General features: G+C 65.9%; 17 protein-coding genes and 1 pseudogene. 7 read left to right on the forward strand and 11 right to left on the reverse strand.

The features are described from left to right. Positions 1-32: 32 nt before the first annotated feature. The gene (gene egtA / locus NU1_RS05875; protein ID WP_084521007.1) at positions 33-1,337 is read right to left on the reverse strand and encodes an ergothioneine biosynthesis glutamate--cysteine ligase EgtA; all 1,305 of its coding nucleotides are present in this window, start codon (positions 1,335-1,337) and stop codon (positions 33-35) included. Between the two features lie 162 nt (positions 1,338-1,499). Between egtA and NU1_RS05880 the strand changes: the two genes are divergently transcribed. Both NU1_RS05880 and NU1_RS05885 read left to right on the forward strand, forming a co-directional pair. Then, positions 1,500-2,675: an aminotransferase class V-fold PLP-dependent enzyme gene (locus tag NU1_RS05880; protein WP_067518389.1), complete on the forward strand. Its 1,176-nt coding sequence runs from the start codon at positions 1,500-1,502 to the stop codon at positions 2,673-2,675. Between the two features lie 285 nt (positions 2,676-2,960). Next, the gene (locus tag NU1_RS05885) at positions 2,961-4,607 is read left to right on the forward strand and encodes a fatty acyl-AMP ligase (RefSeq protein WP_067518128.1); all 1,647 of its coding nucleotides are present in this window, start codon (positions 2,961-2,963) and stop codon (positions 4,605-4,607) included. A 2-nt stretch (positions 4,608-4,609) separates the two neighbouring features. Here the strand turns inward: NU1_RS05885 and NU1_RS05890 are convergent, their stop codons facing one another. From NU1_RS05890 to NU1_RS05900, 3 genes are read right to left on the reverse strand one after another with little or no spacing between them, the layout of a single operon-like run. Then, positions 4,610-4,819: a tautomerase family protein gene (locus tag NU1_RS05890; protein WP_067518129.1), complete on the reverse strand. Its 210-nt coding sequence runs from the start codon at positions 4,817-4,819 to the stop codon at positions 4,610-4,612. A 1-nt stretch (position 4,820) separates the two neighbouring features. Next, the gene (locus tag NU1_RS05895; protein WP_067518131.1) at positions 4,821-5,198 is read right to left on the reverse strand and encodes a nuclear transport factor 2 family protein; all 378 of its coding nucleotides are present in this window, start codon (positions 5,196-5,198) and stop codon (positions 4,821-4,823) included. Next, a complete protein-coding gene (locus tag NU1_RS05900; RefSeq protein WP_067518133.1) occupies positions 5,195-5,779 on the reverse strand; it encodes a flavodoxin family protein in 585 nt (194 codons plus the stop codon). The genes NU1_RS05895 and NU1_RS05900 overlap by 4 nt, the downstream gene beginning before the upstream one ends. Positions 5,780-5,871: 92 nt before the next feature. On the opposite strand from NU1_RS05900, the gene NU1_RS05905 reads away from it, so the two are divergent. Continuing rightward, a complete protein-coding gene (locus NU1_RS05905; protein ID WP_067518135.1) occupies positions 5,872-6,771 on the forward strand; it encodes a LysR family transcriptional regulator in 900 nt (299 codons plus the stop codon). 93 nt (positions 6,772-6,864) lie between these two features. Here NU1_RS05905 and pth read toward each other — a convergent pair whose 3' ends face one another. From pth to NU1_RS05920, 3 genes and pseudogenes are all read right to left on the reverse strand, one after another. After that, a complete protein-coding gene (gene pth, locus NU1_RS05910) occupies positions 6,865-7,446 on the reverse strand; it encodes an aminoacyl-tRNA hydrolase (protein WP_067518137.1) in 582 nt (193 codons plus the stop codon). Positions 7,447-7,481: 35 nt separating this feature from the next. Then, positions 7,482-8,096: a 50S ribosomal protein L25/general stress protein Ctc gene (locus tag NU1_RS05915; RefSeq protein ID WP_067518139.1), complete on the reverse strand. Its 615-nt coding sequence runs from the start codon at positions 8,094-8,096 to the stop codon at positions 7,482-7,484. Positions 8,097-8,451: 355 nt separating this feature from the next. Further along, positions 8,452-8,634: pseudogene (locus tag NU1_RS05920) on the reverse strand (lysophospholipid acyltransferase family protein); the annotation flags it as partial. Positions 8,635-8,684: 50 nt separating this feature from the next. Between NU1_RS05920 and NU1_RS05925 the strand changes: the two are divergent. After that, the gene (locus NU1_RS05925; RefSeq protein WP_067518143.1) at positions 8,685-10,307 is read left to right on the forward strand and encodes a peptide chain release factor 3; all 1,623 of its coding nucleotides are present in this window, start codon (positions 8,685-8,687) and stop codon (positions 10,305-10,307) included. 223 nt (positions 10,308-10,530) lie between these two features. On the opposite strand, the gene NU1_RS05930 is transcribed toward NU1_RS05925, so the two are convergent. Next, positions 10,531-11,049 (reverse strand): nuclear transport factor 2 family protein, encoded by a 519-nt coding sequence (locus NU1_RS05930; protein WP_067518145.1) that lies wholly within the window; start codon positions 11,047-11,049, stop codon positions 10,531-10,533. A gap of 108 nt (positions 11,050-11,157) precedes the next feature. Beyond that, positions 11,158-12,036, reverse strand: coding sequence for an Abi-alpha family protein (locus NU1_RS42520; protein ID WP_084521008.1), 879 nt, complete (start codon positions 12,034-12,036; stop codon positions 11,158-11,160). A 369-nt stretch (positions 12,037-12,405) separates the two neighbouring features. On the opposite strand from NU1_RS42520, the gene NU1_RS05940 reads away from it, so the two are divergent. Both NU1_RS05940 and NU1_RS05945 read left to right on the forward strand, forming a co-directional pair. Next, positions 12,406-13,725, forward strand: coding sequence for a DUF445 domain-containing protein (locus NU1_RS05940; protein ID WP_170264196.1), 1,320 nt, complete (start codon positions 12,406-12,408; stop codon positions 13,723-13,725). A 13-nt stretch (positions 13,726-13,738) separates the two neighbouring features. Then, positions 13,739-14,560: an Abi-alpha family protein gene (locus NU1_RS05945; RefSeq protein ID WP_245719962.1), complete on the forward strand. Its 822-nt coding sequence runs from the start codon at positions 13,739-13,741 to the stop codon at positions 14,558-14,560. Between the two features lie 248 nt (positions 14,561-14,808). Here the strand turns inward: NU1_RS05945 and NU1_RS05950 are convergent, their stop codons facing one another. Both NU1_RS05950 and NU1_RS05955 read right to left on the reverse strand, forming a co-directional pair. Further along, on the reverse strand, positions 14,809-16,617 hold the full coding sequence (locus NU1_RS05950; RefSeq protein ID WP_067518146.1) for an ABC-F family ATP-binding cassette domain-containing protein: 1,809 nt from the start codon (positions 16,615-16,617) through the stop codon (positions 14,809-14,811). Positions 16,618-16,875: 258 nt separating this feature from the next. After that, positions 16,876-17,808, reverse strand: coding sequence for a 4-(cytidine 5'-diphospho)-2-C-methyl-D-erythritol kinase (locus NU1_RS05955; protein WP_067518396.1), 933 nt, complete (start codon positions 17,806-17,808; stop codon positions 16,876-16,878). Between the two features lie 665 nt (positions 17,809-18,473). Between NU1_RS05955 and NU1_RS05960 the strand changes: the two genes are divergently transcribed. Continuing rightward, entirely contained in the window at positions 18,474-18,680 is a 207-nt protein-coding gene (locus tag NU1_RS05960) for a heavy-metal-associated domain-containing protein (protein WP_067518397.1), read from the forward strand. Position 18,681: the final 1 nt, after the last annotated feature.

Below are 18,681 nucleotides of genomic sequence, written 5' to 3' on the forward strand. Positions count from 1 at the left end.
GGTGGCGGGTGTCCAGGAGGCGTGGCGCGAGTTCATGCGCCGCCTCCGGATTCGAGCGCCTCGGTCGGCGACAGACATCGTTTGCAGCGCAGGGCCGCGGCCGTCAGTTCCGCGGCCGCCTCCGGTGTACTGGCGTGGGCGGCGGCCAGTTCGAGCAGATCCACGGCGGCCGACCGCAATTCCGGATCGGCGAGACCGTGCCGCGCGGCCTCGGACCAGCGGCCCGCCGTGTAAGCCGTCAGGGCCGTAGCCTCGGCCACCACATCGGGTGTGGACAGCAGCGCGTCCACCGCGTGGACCGGCACCGTCCAACCCTCCCCCGGCTGCGTATCCAGATAGCGGACCTCCAGATGTCCGGACGCCCGCACCGGCGGAAACATGGTGGTCAGGTGGTAGTCGAGATCGACCGTGGACGGCCTGCGACCGATCTCGTCATCGAGCGCCCCGCAGATCCAGTCCGCGAAGGTCGCGCCCGGCGGAGCCGCCCAATCACCGCCGTCGGAGCGCACGCACAGCAGCGGCACATCGAGAGCCCAGCGGGCATAGCCGGTAATCGGATCCGACCATTCGTGCACCGGCGGCCGGGTCCGTGGATTGTCCAGGCGCAACCAGGTCCGCATCCGCTGCGACGCCCACTCCCCCGGCGGCACACCGTACAGGCGCGGGGAGCAGGCGAACGCGCTCAGCAGCGCCGGACCGAAGGTGTACAGGGCCGTCCAGCGCGCCGTCACCTCATCGGCATCGGCCCCGGCATCCACGCTGACCTGGACGGCGGCGGTATTGCACATCATGAGCGCGCCGTAGGGTCCGATACCGGAGAAGGAGCGTTCCATGGCGCGATAGCGCGGAAGTCGCAGCACCCGCCGGGCCTCACGATCAGGGTCGGCAGCGGCGGAAATTGTTCGGATACCGCGGAATTCGAGCAGCTCCCGCAATAGGGAGGCGTCGTAGCGCAGGCGGTCGCAGAGTTGTGACGCGGTACCGAAAGGGGCGCTGGATAGTTCGATCTGGCCGCCGGGTTCGAGAGTGACCCGGCTGCCCCCGGGTAGCGATACGGCCGGGGAATCAGGAGAAATGGACTGTGGCGCATAGGGTCCCAGCGCGTCCGCGAGCACAGTCGAATCCGGACGCGATCTCGATGCCGAGCACTCACCACGCGCGGTGAGCCATTCGAGCTCGGCACCGATGAGCATCGGTGGACCGAGCTTGAAGCAGACACCACCGACATACGCCTCGGCGGCCGCCCGGGAGGTGAAACCCGCATCCGGCGACCGATTCGTTCGTGAGCCGGGCGCAACCGCGCCGGGCGGCGCCGTATGAGAAGCCGTAACAGCCATGCCGAACCTCCGCTCGCGAGTCGGGGCGTCGCACGCCGACCAAACCAGAGTAGCGACGCGCTCCGACACACAAAGTGACTAAATGCGGAACAGCTCGAGCCATACGTTCGATTCCCGCCAACCCGATCGGTCTGCTTCGGGCCAGTCGATATGGTCGAAGTCATGCAGAATATTGCCCGGCTGCGTGCCGACACCCCCGGTTGTGAAGGCCGAGTATTCCTGGACAGCGCAGGCTCGTCGCTACCGCCCCGCATTGTCGTAGATACCGCCATCGCACATCTGAACCGGGAAGCGGAGGTCGGGGGCTATCGGGCCGCCAATGAGCGCCTCGACGATCTGCACGCGGTCAAAACGGCCATCGGTGAGCTGATCAATGCCGATGCCGCCACCATCGCGCTCAGCGATAGCGCCAGCCGTGCCTGGAGCGACTTCTTCTACTCGGTGCCGCTCGGCCCCGACGACCGCATCCTCATTTCGGGCTCCGACTACGCCAGCAATGCCATTGCCGCACTCCAGCGCGCCCGTCACGCCGGTGCGACGGTGGAACCCATCCCCAGCGACAGCAGCGGCCAAATCGACCTCGACGCGCTCGACGCCATGGTCGACGAACGCGTGAAGCTGGTGTCGCTGGTTCATGTACCGAGCAATGGCGGCCTGGTCAATCCGGTCGCCGAGGCCGCCCGCATCGCACACCGGGTGGGCGCGCTGGTGCTGCTCGACGCCTGCCAGTCCGCCGGGCAGCTGCCCCTCGATATCGCCGAATTGGACGTGGACGCGCTCTCGACCACCGGTCGCAAATGGCTACGCGGACCGCGCGGCACCGGCTTCCTCTACGTGCGGCCGGAGCTCGCGGCGACCCTGGAACCCCAGCGCCTCGATCTGCACAGCGCCGAATGGACCGGTCCCGATACATACCGGCTGGTCGACGGTGCGGAACGCTTCGAATTCTGGGAATGCAATGTGGCCGCGCGGCTCGGTTTGGGCGCCGCCGTGCGCTACCTGCTCGAGCTCGGCCCGAACCAGGTGTACCAGGCCATTGCCGAACGCGCCGAATACCTGCGCAAGACGCTGTCGGAGATCGGCGGCGTCACCGTTCGCGACCGCGGTACCCAACACGCGGGCATTGTCTCCTTCACCGTCGACGGTCACGAACCCGTCGATATCCGCGACCGCCTGGCGAGTGCGAACATCACCGTCACGGTCAGCCACCGCGGTTCCACCCTGCTGGATATGCGGGCCCGCGACCTGAACTCGGTCGTCCGCGCTTCCCCCCACTGCTTCGTCAGCTTCGAGGAGTTGGAGCGATTCATCGGTGCTGTGGCTTTGCTCGCCTCCTGAACTCACCGCGGAAACACCGCGACCCGTCATCCGGCGTAGGCTCCACCTCCGTCATCCCGCGTACGCTCCCCTTCCGTCGTTCCGGCGTGCTTTCGGCCGGGATCCACTACTCATCAAGGTGGATTCCGGCCAAAAGCACGCCGGAACGACGAGGATTCAGCGAGGGTTGACGAGGGTTTATCGACGGGGAACCTGCTGGTGCGTCCAAAACGGTTAACAGAGCGGCAGTTCGGCGGGATAGTTAGGTGTCCTGTCCGTGGGTCCGCAGGGTTGAGGGAGTTCAACGTGAGCCGATTCACCGATGAAATGTATGCCACCGCGCGAACATCCGTTCGCGGGTTGGTAACCGGGGAGCCCGATGCTCCCTTACGACGGACGTGGGGCGAGATCCATCGCATCGCGCGGCGGATGGCCGGTGGCTTGGCCGCCGCCGGTATCGGGTATAGCGACGCGGTGGGGGTGCTGGCGGGTATGCCGGTCGATATCGCGCCCGCGTGCCAAGGCATTTGGATGCGCGGTGCCTCGATCACCATGCTGCATCAACCGACGCCACGCACCGATCTCGAGATGTGGGCGCACGATACCGAGACCGTGCTGCGGATGATCGAGGCGCGCGCGGTGGTGCTGGGTGCGCCGTTCGAATTGGCCGCGCCGATCCTGCTCGAGCGCGGGATCGATGTGGTGCTCATCGACGATCTGCGCACGGGCGAGGATACCGATCCGCTGCCCACCTCCGAATCCGATATCGCGCTGCAGCAGTTGACCTCCGGGTCCACCGGCTCACCGAAGGCGGTGCGGATCACGCACAGCAGTTTCTTCGTCAATGCCTACGCCATGTTCGATCGGGTGAAATTCCAACTCGACGACGATGTCATGGTCAGCTGGCTGCCACTGTTCCACGATATGGGCATGGTCGGATTCCTCAGCGTGCCCATGCAATTCGGTGCGGAGGTGGTGTGCGTAACACCCCTCGACTTCCTGCGCCGACCGATCCTGTGGGCCGAACTCATCTCCAAGTACCGGGGAACCGTCACCGCCGCACCGAATTTCGCCTATTCCCTGCTGGCCCGCAAACTTCGCAATGCCGAGGACGGCGCGCTGGACCTCAGTAGCGTGCGCTATATGTGGAACGGCGCGGAACCGGTCGACGCCGACACCATGGAAGCCCTCGCCGAGGCGGGAAAACGTTTCGGGCTCAACCCGATGGCGCTGACCCCGGTCTATGGGATGGCCGAAACCACCCTCGCCGTCTCGCTACCGGATCCGGGGCGTGGACAAATTCTCGATATCGTCGACGCCGATCTACTGGAAGCGCTGGGCAAGGCGGTGCCGGTGCGCGATCCGGAGCACCATCACGGCAATGTGCGCCGCCTGCCCACCCTGGGCTATCTGGTCGACAATCTCGAGGGTCGAGTGGTGGACGCCAATCGCGAAGCACTGCCGGTGCGCTCCGTGGGTGTCATCGAATTGCGCGGCCCGGCGGTCACTTCCGGTTACACCACCGTCGAGGGTTTCCGCTCCACACAGGATGCCGACGGCTGGCTCGATACCGGCGATATCGGCTACTTCACCGAGGACAATCTGGTGGTGGTGTGCGGCCGCATCAAGGACGTCATCATTATGGGCGGCCGCAATATCTACCCGACCGATATCGAACGAGCCGCGCTGCGCGTCAAGGGCGTTCGTCCCGGCAATGCGGTGGCGGTCCGGTTGGACGCGGGGCAGAAGCGGGAGAGTTTCGCCGTGGTGGTGGAGAGTAATGACCACCAGAATTCCGAGGAGGTCCGGCGTATCGAGCACGATATCGTGCACGCCGTATTCTCCGAGGTCGGCGTGCGCCCCCGGAGTGTCACCGTACTCGGGCCGGGTGCGCTGCCCAAGACCTCCTCCGGCAAGCTCCGCCGCTCCGCCACCGCCGACCATCTGTCCTGAGCTCAGAGAGCAGGTAGCGACCGCCGGAACTCCTCGACCGGCAAACCGCCGATGCCCCAGTCCGCCAGTGCCACTTCGTCTATGACCACGAAGGTGCTGGCGGGACTCTTGTCGAGGACCTTGACCAGCAGGTCCGTCACCCCGGCGATCAGCGCCGCCTTCTGCTCCCGGGTGACACCCTCGTCGGTGACCTTGATATTGACGTACGGCATGTCAGTTCTCCTCGATATCGAAGTGGAATACCTTGGCGATGATCTGCCAGCGACCGTCCACGTGGACGATGGTCAGCAGATCGGTGAATCGCTTCGGTCCGATCGCGCATTCGACGCGTGCCAGGGCGGTGACCGGGCCTGCGAAATCCACCGAAACAATTCGATCGCGCCGCGCCGCGCCGCGTGCCGCGGGTGCGGGACGCGCATCGACGATTGGGAAGTACTCGTCCATGGTCAGCCGGGTCAGTGACCCTTCGGTCGCGGTGGCGTAGATGGCCTGCGGATGGAAGATCTTGCCCAGGAGCGAGGTGTCGCTGTGGTACAGCCCGTCGAAGTAGAGCTGGAGCGCCGCACGCACCTGTGCGTCGCCGCCGCTCATGACGCGACCTCGATCGGGGCGCGGGCGTCCATCCAGCGTGCGGCGGCGGTGGCCACCCGGCGACCGAGGTATTCGGCAGTGGCCAGATCGCCCGACCCCGGGGCGATTTCGGGTGTGGCGTCGGCTGGTGAATGCGCCATCGCACCGAGGAAGCTGCCGAGCCGATTGAGATCGCCCACGGATTCGAAACTGCCGGGCAGGAGTCCGAGACCCACCCACACCATGCCGTGCTGCATGGCGAACAGTGACAGTGCTTGCAAAGTCGCCAGCTTGTCACCGTTCACGCCCCCCGAATTGGTGAATCCCGCGGCGATCTTGTCCTTCCACAACTGCTGTGCCCAGCGGCCGGACGTCGCGTCGAGGAATGCCTTGAATGGAGCCGACGGACCGGCCATATAGGTGGGCGTCCCGAAGACAATGGCGTCGGCGGCGTCGATGGCCTCCCAGGCGTGCTCGTAGTCGTCGACGGAAACAAGCAGGACCTCGGCAGTCGGTGCCGATGCCGCACCCCTTCGCACCGCCTCGGCCTGGACGCCGGTGTGGCCGAATCGGCTGTGGAAGACGATGGCGATCGTGGTCATGGACAGTTCCTTTCAGCTGGTGACACCTACGCTAGGAACCGTGAACACATAACACCACGACTTAGTTTGAATAGGAGGTATAAGCTGAAGTTATGGATGTCGATATCCGCGATCTGGAACTCCTGGAGGCGCTGGGGAGTCAGGGCACGCTGACCGCGGCCGCTCGTCACCTCTATGTCAGCCAGCCCGCGCTCAGCCAGCGATTGCTCCGCCTCGAAGAACGGCTGGGTATGCCGCTTTTCGATCGGCGCGGGCGAAATCTGGTGCCCAACAATGCCGGTCAGCGCATGTTGCAGGCGGCGGGCCGCACGCTCGGCGAATTACGTTCGGCGCGACTGGATCTGCGCGAACTCGGCGAAGGAAAGGGGCGGCCGGTACGGATCGCCTCCCAGTGCGCGGCCAGCTTCGAGTGGATGCCGTCGGCGCTCAATACGTTCCGGCATCGAGCCCCCGGCACCGATGTGCGGGTCGAGCCCATTCGCGATGACGACATGATCGACGCGCTGCTCGACGACCGCCTCGATATCGCGCTCATGGCGAAACTGGATCGTCGGGTGGATCGGGTGCGGCTGGAGCGACTGTTCGACGACGAGATGCGCGCGGTGGTGAGTGCCCGGCACCCGTGGGCGAAGCGCGATTACATTACCGTCGCCGACTTCGAGGGTGTGCACATCGTGCTTCCCGATTCCTATGACCAGCAACGCATTCCAGCGCCGCCGCTACCGATTCCGACTGGTGCGCACTACGGCAAACTGACCACGCTGGCCACCGGATTCGATGTGGTCGTGGAAATCGTCGCGGCCGGCGAGTCGGTGACGGTCATGCCGCAGTGGGTGGCCGATCGGGTACGGGACCGTAGCGATGTGACTCTGGTGCGTGTGGGTGCGGTACCGGAGCGGCGCACCTGGTACTGCGCCACTCGGCACGGCGAAACATCGCGCGCCGTCAAGGTTTTCGTCGACCTGATCCTGGACCAGCTGGCCCGACGCTGACGGGCCGATCTGTTCAGCGCAGCCGAATCCGGCACAGTGCAGCTAAATCTGACTCAGCGCAGCTAAATCTGGCTCAGTGCAGCTAAATCTGGCTCAGTGCAGCTGATTCTGCGCGGGCTCCAGGCCCACCCGGACGAGTAGTTCCACCGCGTCGGCAGCCTGCTCGACAATGACTGGAAGCTCTTTGCGCTCCGGACCGGCGAACGGCTTCAGAACGAAATCGGCCGGATCCTGTCGGCCGGGCGGACGCCCGATACCGAAACGAACCCGCAGATAGTCCTTGGTGGTGAGGGCTTGCGAGACGGAGCGCAGGCCATTGTGGCCGCCTTCGCCACCGCCGCGCTTCAACCGAATACTGCCGAACGGCAGATCGAGTTCATCGTGCACGACAATGACCTCGGTGGGCGGCACGGAGAAGAAGCGGGCCAGCGCGGCCACCGGACGGCCGGACAGGTTCATATAGGTGCGCGGCTTGGCGATCAGCACCTTGCGCCCGTCCAAACGCGCTTCCAGGAGGTCCGCGCCGGACTTCTTGTGCACGGTGAAACGGCCGCTGACGCGCTCCGCGAGCGCGTCGGCGACCAGGAAACCGACATTGTGCCGGGTGCGCTCGTATTCGGGTCCGGGATTACCCAGTCCGATGACGAGCGCGGGCCCGGCAGTTGCCTCGGTCACGACGGTGTCTTTACGAGAACCGTTGCGAAGCAGTATTACTCGGCGGCCTCGGCGGTAGCGGCGTCGGCGGCGGCCTCGGCAGCCTCGGCCGCGGTGGGCTCGGCGGCGGGGGCGGTGATGACATTGACGATCAGGGCTTCCGGGTCACCGGCCAGGGTGACACCGGCGGGCAGCGTGATGCCGCCGGCGGTGATCTGGGTGCCCGGCTCGAGGCCCTCGACGGAGACCTCGATGGACTCCGGCAGCTTCATGGCATCGGCCTCGACGGAGAGGACGTTGGTCTCCTGGGTGACCAGGGTGCCCGAGGCGGCGTCGCCGGTGATCTCGACGAGCACGTCGACGACGACCTTCTCGCCGCGACGGATGACCAGCAGGTCGGCGTGCTCGATGTAGCGGCGGATCGGGTGAACGACCACGGACTTGGTCATCGCCAGGTGCTTCTTGCCCTCGATGTCGAGGTTCAGGATGGCGTTGGTGCCGTGCTCACGCAGGACAGCGGCGAACGCCTTCGCGTCCACCGACAGGTGCTGCGGAACTTCATTGTGGCCGTACAGCACGGCCGGGACATTGCCGTCGCGGCGGGTACGGCGGGCAGCGCCCTTGCCGAATTCGGTGCGAACGGTGGCTGCGAGAAGATTCGCGTCGGACATGAGTGGTCTACTCCTACGGCTCGGACTCTGTCAGCTGCTCCACCAGGGGACCCATCCCCGGCTGATGTTGGTCTTTCGTCGGGCGAAAGGAACGAACATGGATCGGCCAGCTTGCCGAGCCGCGTCGATCACGGTGGGCACGAATGCCCTCCCTCGCCGAGACAACCCGAAGACCTTAACACGGGCAGACTTCGGCCCGAATCGCACCCCCTGTGCGCGTGACGTGCGCGTGCGCACTCCATTCGTAGCGTACGACCAGCGTCCCCGCACCGCATCTCGACCTCGAGATCACCAGCGTGAGCCGGTGGGCTACGAGGCCAGCCGCTCCTGCCGGGGCAGATCACGGGCGGCGGTGAAAGTGGCCGCAGCGCTGACTGCGGCGCTGGACGCGATCGGTGCCGGACAGCACCACCGGAACGACCGGTGCGCCGGTCGCCATGGCCACCCGGATCACGCCGGTGCGGCCGCGATAGACGCGACCATCCGGTGAGCGCGTGCCCTCGGGGTAAATGGCCCACACCTCCCCCGCGTCGAGAATTCCCTCTCCCGGTACTCTGGAGCGGTTGCCGATGCCCCGAAGGAGCTCCCGTGACTTCCCCGACTACCCCGACCGACACCGTCCCCCGGCGGTTGGCCGAAGAGGTGGCGAGGCGGCGCACCTTCGCGGTGATCTCGCACCCCGACGCCGGTAAATCCACGCTCACCGAGGCCCTCGCGCTACACGCCAAGGTCATTTCCGAGGCGGGTGCGATTCACGGCAAGTCCGGGCGCAAATCCACCGTCTCCGACTGGATGGAAATGGAGAAGGCGCGCGGTATCTCGGTCAGCTCCACCGCGCTGCAGTTCGAATACGGCGACTGCGTCATCAATCTGGTGGATACCCCGGGCCACTCCGACTTCTCCGAAGACACCTATCGCGTGCTCACCGCCGTCGACGCGGCGGTCATGCTCATCGACGCCGCCAAGGGTCTCGAACCGCAGACGCTGAAGCTTTTCCAGGTGGCGCGCGACCGCGGGATTCCGGTCATCACCGTGATCAACAAGTGGGACCGGCCGGGTCAGGCACCCCTGGAACTGCTCGACGAGATCGTCGACCGCATCGGGCTCACCCCCACCCCGCTCTTCCTGCCGGTCGGTATCGCGGGCGATTTCCGCGGGCTGCTGCGGCGCGGCGAAGAGGGTACGGCGACCGAGTACATCCACTTCACCCGTACCGCGGGCGGCGCGACCATCGCCCCCGAGGAGAGCTACACGCCCGAGCAGGCCCTCCAACGCGAAGGCGATGTGTGGGTGACCGCCGCCGAGGAGAGCGAACTGCTCTCGGCCGCCGGGCAGGACCACGATGAGGAACTGTTCCTCGCCGGGCACACCTCACCGGTCATCTACGCCTCCGCCATGCTGAATTTCGGGGTGCGCCAGATCCTCGACACACTCGTCGAACTCGCGCCGCCGCCGCACGGACGCAAGGACGTGAACGGCAACCCGCGCGGTACCACCGACCCGTTCAGCGCGGTCATCTTCAAGGTGCAGGCCGGTATGGATACCGCGCACCGCGACCGGCTCGCATTCATGCGCGTGGTCTCCGGGGAATTCGAGCGCGGCATGGTCGTCACCCACGCCCAGACCGGACGACCGTTCGCCACCAAGTACGCGCTCACCGTCTTCGGCCGGGAACGCACCACCGTCGATACCGCCTATCCGGGTGATGTGGTCGGCCTGGTCAATGCCAACGCACTGGCCCCCGGCCACACCCTGTACGCGGAGAAAAAGGTGGAATACCCGCCCATCCCGTCCTTCGCGCCGGAACACTTCGCCACCCTGCGCGCCCACACCGCGGATAAGTACAAGCAGTTCCGCAAGGCCATCGACCAGCTCGACTCCGAAGGTGTTGTGCAGGTGCTGCGCAACGATCTGCGCGGCGACGCCTCCCCCGTACTGGCCGCGGTCGGCCCCATGCAGTTCGAGGTCGTCACGGCCCGCATGCTGTCGGAGTACAGCGTCAAGACCCATCTCGATCGACTGCCGTACTCGCTGGCCCGTCGCACCGATCCCGAATCGGCCGTCGAGCTGGCGCGTCAGCGCGGCGTGGAGGTGTTCACCCGCACCGATGGCGTGCTGTTGGCGCTGTTCGGCGATAAGTGGAAGCTGGCGTACGTGCAGAAGGAATTGCCGAACCTGACGTTGGAACCGCTGGTCGCGGGCGCGGAGTAGAACAACCGCGTCACCGCGCACCTGCTTTCACCCGCGGACATTCCGTCATCCCGGCATGTATTTCCACGCCCTGGTCGAAGGTGGATTCCGACCAAAAGCACGCCGGAATGACGGGAGCTCAGCCCACACCGGGAGCTCAGCCCAGCCCAGCCCATGAGAGGCGGCCAGCCCACGACGGGCGGCTCAGCCAATGACCGGCCGGCTCGAATCCATGACAGGCGGCTCAGCCCATGGTGGCGTCGGGAGGCGCGGGCTCCGTTCGCGTCGCATCCGCCGGGTCACGGGCGATCAGGCCCCAGCGGCTCGAGGTCAGGCGCAGGCTGGGTAGGTCCGAGAGCGAGAGCACCACTTCGTATGTGCGCTCGTATCCGGTGTGCGCGATGCGCCAGTGGCCGTCATCGCATTTGACGTACTTATCGGTGTAGAAGGCCGCGCCGCGCAGCAGCATATTGTGGCCCGGAATGAGGACCGTGTCGGCGAGGTACCAGGTGCCGGTGGCGGTATCGCCGTCGATATCGATCTCGGGGTGGTCGCAGCGGTGTTCGGTAATGACGTGTGGGCCCAGGGTGTTGCGCATGAACGCGAGGAAGGCGTCGCGGGACTCGAACTGGAGGTATTCGCTATAGGTCGCCGTCGCCTCCGGAACCATGGTGTCGGCGAACTCGTCCCACGCCTTGGTGTCGAGGGCGCGTAGGTAGCGGAACTTCAGCCGGCTGATCGCGGCGACGGCATCGGAATCCATACCTCCCACAATCCCATCAGGCATGCGGAATTCTGCGGAGATTGTGTAGATCTGTACCGATTCGCTATCACCCCGGCATCTAGGTGGTATGGGATGCCGGACGGCCGCTCAGGAGCTGATGCTGAAGCAGGTCTGACAGAAGTCCTCACCGAATTCGGTCAGGCGCAGGCTCTTTCGCACAATCTTGGGCGCGCGGCCCGCCTTCTTCAGCGCCGCCTCCACCAGCGGCTGTACCTCGAGGACCATATAGCGGCTCAACACCACCGGATCGTCGGAGTTCGCGAGCAGACCCAGCCGGTTCAGGTTGATCAAATAGAGGCGGGACCGATCCGGATACCGCACGCCCGACTGCTCCGGCACCGAGGTCAGATCCCCCGACACCAGTTCGGAGCCGATACCCAGCGGCCGGTTGGTACGCACATCCACCGACGGCTGCGGCCCGTTCAAAGCCATATAGCGCAGGATGCGCGCCTCATCGGGGGCGAGCTGATCGAGAATGCGGTCGTAGGCCGGGTGCACGTTCTCGGTGAAGTAGACATCGGCCGACCGAGCCAGCAGCGCGTCGCCGCGGCGGCGCAGATCATCGGCCGAGACCGAGCGGATCAGCGAACCGTTCACCGGAATCGCCGGTTGGCTCTGCCCCATGGGAGTCGGTACGTAACTGACGATTTCGCGCACCGACCCCTCGGTGACGCCGAGTGCGCTACGCGCGATGGACCGCAGCGCCGCCCCCGTGCGGTCGGCGATATCGGCCGACGATTCGCCGTCCATGGCCGCCTGGGTCAGCTGTTTGGTGACCTCGACGGTGGTACCGACCGCCCACTGTCCACTGCGCACCGCCGTACCGACCGCCAGCCCGGCCGCCCGGAAAGCGCCGCGAAGCAGCCGCGCCTCATTACTGATCTGCCGCTGCTCTACATCCGAGCTGCGTTCCACGGCACGGGAACCCGGACGGACCACTTCCTGCCCGGTCCTGTCGTCTGCCACGTCACTACTCCGAAGTTCGCCAGGTGAACGAAACCGTCCACAGAATTATTGCTGCCGGCGGCCCCCCACGCACGGTGAACTCGGCAGCCATGCGAAGGCTACCCCGTCCACGCCCGGCGACACCCGCCCAACATGATCCCTGCCACCCGCCGAGGGAATGCGATACGGCTGTGTTGCCCGTCATTCTGACGGGCGAGTCCGCATAGCGGAACAGTGCGGAGGTGCAGTGTGACTGAGATCTCGGACCAGACAAACCGGAACTGGACCCCTGTCCTGAATTCCCAATAAGGCCCCGCTGCCGACGGGGTGCTAACTTGAGCGTGCCGGGTACAGCGGCTGGTACCGGGTAGGGGTAGGCAGGAGGGTTTCGTGCTACAGAGTGTTATCCCCCATTCCATTTTGGTGGAGCTCATAACGATTCCATTATTTACGGGGGCCATCGGCTACATCACCAACTGGACCGGTGTGCTGATGCTGTTCAAACCGATCGCGTTTCACGGAATCCGCACGCCCGGTCTCGCAATGGTATTTCCCTACTTGCCCAAGCGGATTCAGGTGCTGCCGCTACTGCAGTACGACGGACGGATGGGCTGGCAGGGCATCGTTCCTTCGCGCGCCGACAAGATGGCGTCCATCGCGGTGGACAAGGGGCTGGCCAAACTCGGTAGTGTCGCGGACTTCTATCGCGAACTCGAACCGGACAAGCTCGCTGAACATCTGACCGAGATAGCGGAAGTTCAGATTCGCGACATCGTGGAAGAGATCCTGCAGCGAGAACATCCGCAGCTCTGGTACAACCTCCCCACGCAGGTGCGGGAGTTGATCCACGAACGTGTTCGGCAGCAGTTGCCCGATATTCTGCGGGAACTCACCGATGAACTCGGCAACAACATCGATCAGCTGCTCGACGTCAAGCAGATGGTGATCCGCTACTTCCAGGCGCGACCGCAGTTGCTCAACAGCGTGTTTCAGGTGCTCGGCGCGAAAGAGCTACGATTCATGCAGAATTTCGGCTTCTACTTCGGCGCACCCATGGGCCTGTTACTGGTCGCCACCCTGCATCTGACCGGATGGTCGAGCCTGGTGGTGCTGCCGATCGGTGGAATCATTATCGGCTGGGTGGTGAACTGGGTCGGCATCAATATGATCTTCGCGCCCGCCTACCCGAAGTGGTGGTGCCCGTGGCGGCAGGGCCTGCTCATCAAGCGGCAGCCCGAAATCACCGAGGGCTACGCGGACCTGGTGTCGCGTGAGGTCATGACCATCGCCAATGTCGGCGACGAACTGCTCAACGGACCGCGCTCGGATCGCACCATCCAGATGCTCGAGGACACCCTGCGCCCGGCCGCCGACCGCGCGCTCGGCCCGGCCAAGGGAGCGGTCAGGTTCATGCTCGGTGGGCGCGACTACGACTCGCTGCAGTCGACACTCACGTCCGAGGCCGCGCGCATCGCGCCCATCGCCTTCGCCGATCCGGCGTTCAATGTGCAACAGAGCAAGCAGGTCTCGGAGTACATCGCCAAACAAATGGCGGCGCTGAAGCCACCGGAGTTCGTGGATATGCTGCGTTCGGCCATCAAACAAGACGAATGGCTTTTGTTCGTCCATGGCGGCGTGTTGGGACTGTTCGCGGGCTACGCTCACATCCTGGTCTTCGGAACAGAGGTAGCAGAGAAGTTTTGGCCGTAGAGGAAGCATGGACGTGACCGAATCCGCTTCGGACAACGACGATTACCCGGAGTTTTCCACCGAACTCGTGGTACGACCGACCCCACCGGTACCCGCGGTGCCGGAACCCGCGCGACCCGCGGCGGGCCCCGTGGGCAGCGTGGCGCGGGTGGCGTGGTCGGCGCTGGCCGGGGCGACGTCCTGGGGTCTCGGTACCGCGCTCGGCGTGACCGGGACCGTCCTGCGCGGCAGTCTGGCCGGGCAGCCGCCGCGCGACATTCTCTCCGACGCCCATGCCCAGGTGCGTGATTCGATGCGCCGCGCGCTCGGCGTTCATCCGACCGCCGAGGTCGAGGCCGCTCCCGAAACCTCCCCGGTGACCGAATTGCGGGCGCGCGGTGCGGAATTGCTGCGCCAGTCGGCCGACCTGCACTCCACGGACGTGAGCCATCCGGCCTACGCCCGCATTCTCGATCAGCTCGCCCCCGACGAAGCCCGGATCGTGCGCTACCTCTACCTCGACGGTCCGCAACCGGCCATCGACGTCCGCACCGGGCGCACCGGCAATGGTGGGCGGTTCAATCTCGTCGGCGACGACGCGGGTCTGCGCTACCCCGGCCGCATCGACGAATACCTCACCAACCTCCGCCGCCTCGGTCTCCTCGACTTCGGCCGCGAACCCCTCGGCAACCCCAACCGCTACCAGCTCCTCGAGTCCTTACCCGAGGTGCGGAAGTTGTTGAAAAGAGCCGGCTTCGGCACCAAGGTGCTCTACCGCAGCATCGAGCTCACCAGCTTCGGCGGGGGTTTCGTGCGGACCTGCCTACCGGTCCCGAGCCTGGATCAGGCGCTCTAACCGCGAATACCGGCAACCGCCACGGCATTCCACCGGCGCGGCGTGCGCCGCACCTTTCGACCCCGTCCCCCATCTTCATGCGGGGCATGCGCCCACCGTCATTCCGGCATGCTTTTGGCCGGAATCCACACCTGCTGCCCCAGAGTTGGATCCCGGCCGACAGCACACCGGGATGACGAGAGGCGCCACAGCACGCCGGGATGACAGGCGACGCAATCTCGGGCCTACGCGGTAGAGCGGGCCCTATGTCAGGCGTCGTCGGCGAGTTCGAGCCAGCGTTCCTCGGCAGCCTCTTTCTCGGCTTGGACCTGCTTGAGTTCGGTGCCGAGGGCGATAAGTTTGTCCGGGGTGGTGGCGGCTTCGGCGAGGGCGGCGTGTAGCTTTCGCTCGCGCTCGTCGAGCTTCTGGACGGCGCGCTCGAGTTTGGCGAGTTCCTTGCGGGCGGCGCGGTAGTTGGCCGAATCCGAGGAAGCGGAATTCGTGGCCGCACCGGATGTGGGCTTACCGGGCGCGGAGATACCGGCCTTACCGCCCATCAGGACAGCACGCTTCTTCAGGTATTCCTCGATGCCGCCGGGGAGGTTGGTGAGTTTGCCATCACCGAACAGGGCCCAGGTGGAATCACAGATGCGCTCGATGAGGTAGCGGTCGTGGCTGATCACCACCAGCGTGCCCGCCCAGCCGTCGAGCATGTCCTCCAACTGCTGGAGGGTATCGATATCCAGGTCGTTGGTGGGCTCGTCGAGCAGCAGGACATTGGGCTCGCTCATGAGGATGCGGGTGAGCTGGAGGCGGCGGCGCTCGCCACCGGACAGGTCACCGACGGGGGTGCGCTGTTTGGCCGGGGTGAAGCCGAGGCGTTCGGCGAGCTGGCCCGCGCTGATCTCCTTATCGCCCAGCATGATTCGCTGCGCGACATCCTGTACGGCTTCCAGCACGCGCATACCGACGGGCAAATCGTCGAGTTCCTGCCGCAACCAGCCTATTCGGATGGTCTGACCCTGAATCCGCTTGCCCGACTTCAGCTCTCCGTCACCGGCGAGAGCACGCAGCAGAGTGGTTTTGCCGGAGCCGTTCACCCCGACCAGGCCGACGCGTTCGCCGGGCGCGAGCCGCCAGGTCAGGTCACGCACGAGTTCACGATCATCGGGGGTGCTGAGGGTGACGTCCTCGAGCTCGATCACCACCCGTCCCAGGCGTTTGCGCGCGAAGGACGCCAACTGCACGGTATCGCGCGGTGCGGGCACATTCGCGATGAGCGCCTCGGCGGCCTCCACGCGATAGCGCGGCTTGGAGGTGCGCGCCTGCGGCCCGCGGCGCAGCCACGCCAGTTCCTTGCGGGCGAGATTCTGTCGCCGCGCCTCGTTCACATCGGCCTGCCGCGACCGTTCGGCGCGGGCGAAGATCCAGTCGTTGTAGCCGCCCTCGTAGGTTTCCACCTTGCCGCCCACCACCTCCCAGGTGCGGGTGGCGACGGTATCGAGGAACCAGCGATCGTGCGTGACGACGACGAGTGCGCTGCGGCGCGACAGCAGATGTTCGGCCAGCCACTGCACACCCTCGACATCGAGGTGGTTGGTGGGCTCGTCGAGGACCAGCAGATCGAGTTCGCGCACCAGCGCGGCGGCGAGGGCCACGCGGCGGCGCTCACCGCCGGAGAGATTGCCGACCAGGGCGTCCATGCCGAGGTCGGCAATGCCGATACCTTCGACCACGGAGCGAATCCGTGTATTGGACGCCCATTCGTGTTCGGCGACCCCATCCGTCATCTGATCCTCGGCCAGTCCCGCCAGCACGACATCACCCACGGTCGAACCCTCGGGCAGCACCCCACGCTGGGTCACCACGGCAATCCGCAATCCGCTCATGCGACTGACCCGCCCACTATCGGGCTCCTCGAGCCCGGTCAGCACCTCCAACAGCGTGGTCTTACCGCCACCATTGAGGCCGACAACCCCGATCCGCTCCCCCGCGTGCACGCCGAGTGAGACGTCATTGAGCAACGGCGCGATACCGAAACTCTTGTTGACCTGTTCAAGGTTGATGAGGTTGGACATGGATCCTTCTGGGTTGTGCCGACGGCGAATGCGGCGATGGCCGAGAGCCAGCCTACCGAGCAGCTCGACACCGGCTACGGGCCGCTCGACCCGGTCGCCTCGCCACCTCGGTGGCGGCAATGCCCAACTATCGGGCACAAGTCGCTGACCGAGCCGACCGTCCGCACCGAACTACCGAGGTCGAAGGCGCGACGTCGGCAGCCCCACCCACGTCAGTGCCGACACCGCGAGCTCGACCCGAGCGGGTGGACAGCCGACTCAGCCGCGGCCGGAGGGGTCGCTGATCCGTCGTGCACCCGGGACCGGGCCGCTGGCGGTGCGAACACTGCGGCAGACACCGGCTCCGGAGAGTTCGGCGGCGACCGCTACCGCGGCGTCCTCGCTGTCGCAGAGGAAGGCACAGGTCGGGCCGGAACCGGAGACGATTCCGGCCAGCGCTCCCGAGCTCACGCCCGCTCGAAGGGTGCGGCGCAGTTCGGGTTTCAGAGAGAGGGCCGCGGCTTGCAGGTCATTGCCGAGTAGCGGGGCGAGCTGATGTGGGTCGCCGGAGGCGAGGGCCTGGAGCAGGGCCTCCGGCGGGCCGAGGCGCGGTGGGTCGCCGACCTCGCGCAGGCGATCCAGTTCGTTGAAGACCGCCGGGGTGGACAGACCGCCCTTGGCCAGCGCCAGCACCCAGTGAAAACTATTGCGGGACAGGACCGGAAGCAGCTTCTCGCCGCGCCCCCGGCCGAGGGCGGTGCCGCCGTGCAGCGCGAAGGGAACGTCGCTGCCGAGTTCGGCGGCGATATCGGACAGATCCTCGCGGCTCAGACCCAGCTCCCACAGCTCATTGAGACCCACCAGCGCGGCGGCGCAGTCGGCACTGCCGCCCGCCATACCGCCCGCGACCGGAATGCCCTTATCGATGGCGATCTCCACCAGCGGCGCGCGCCCATCCAGATGGGCCAGGCGCACGGCCGCCTTCCAGACGAGATTGGTGCGGTCGGTGGGTACATCTGCCGCACCCTCCCCGGTCACCTTGACGGCGAGGGTGTCCGAGGGTGCGATCTTCACATCGTCGCCGAGCGAGAGCGCCTGGAAAACGGTAGTGAGATCGTGGTATCCGTCATCGCGCAGATCGCCCACCCCGAGGTGCAGATTCACCTTCGACGGGGCGCGCACGATCACGGGACTGGGCACAACTGACAGCACGGGGTAAAGCGTAATGCGCTCCGAGGCCAGTTTCCGACCACGTGCCGGGACACCGCGCACAACGCGAGGTCGAAGCACTGCGTCGCAGCACCCCCGTCATCCCAGGCATGCCGCCCCTCGTCGTCCTCGCCATCCCGACACCTCGCCATCCCGACACCTCGCCATCCCGACACCTCGTCATCCCGGCATGCTTTTGGCCGGGATCCACTACCCATCGGAGGTGGACCCCGGCCAAAGTGCCCCGGAAGGACAGGGGGAGCGGCGCTACAGCAGCGCTCGCCCGGTGGCGTCGATCCACCGGCCGGTGCCCCCGCGGGGATCCTCGCCGCCCTGCGACAGCGGATTCGCGACGATAGCGCGACCGGCATCCTGCCCTCCGATACCGATGCGGCCGGACTCGCGCACTACACCGCGGCGGTATTGCAGGGCATGTCACAGGGCGCTCGCGACGGTGCGAGCAGCGCTGAGCTGGGCAGAACCGCGGAATTGGCCATGCGTGCCTGGCCGGCGGAGACGATCGCCTGAACAATCGCCGGAATTCCTTCGATCACACACTTGCGTCAGGTACCCATGGGGGGTATCTTTCTGGGTGTCGGGATACCCCCACACCGTATTTTGTGGATACCCCCGCACCGTATGATGTACCGCGAGCGAAGGAGACCGTCATGGCCACCAGCACCTACACCGTCACCGGAATGACCTGTGGCCACTGCGTCGGATCGGTCACCAAGGAGATCGGCAAGATCGACGGGGTCACCAGTGTCGACGTGGACCTCGCCAGCGGCCTGGTCAAGATCGAGTCGGCGGCCCCGATCGCGGATGCCGACGTTGTCGCAGCCGTGGACGAGGCCGGCTACGAGGTGGCGAACTGAT

Source organism: Nocardia uniformis NBRC 13702 (assembly GCF_001613345.1).
Classification (GTDB): Bacteria; Actinomycetota; Actinomycetes; order Mycobacteriales; family Mycobacteriaceae; genus Nocardia; species Nocardia uniformis.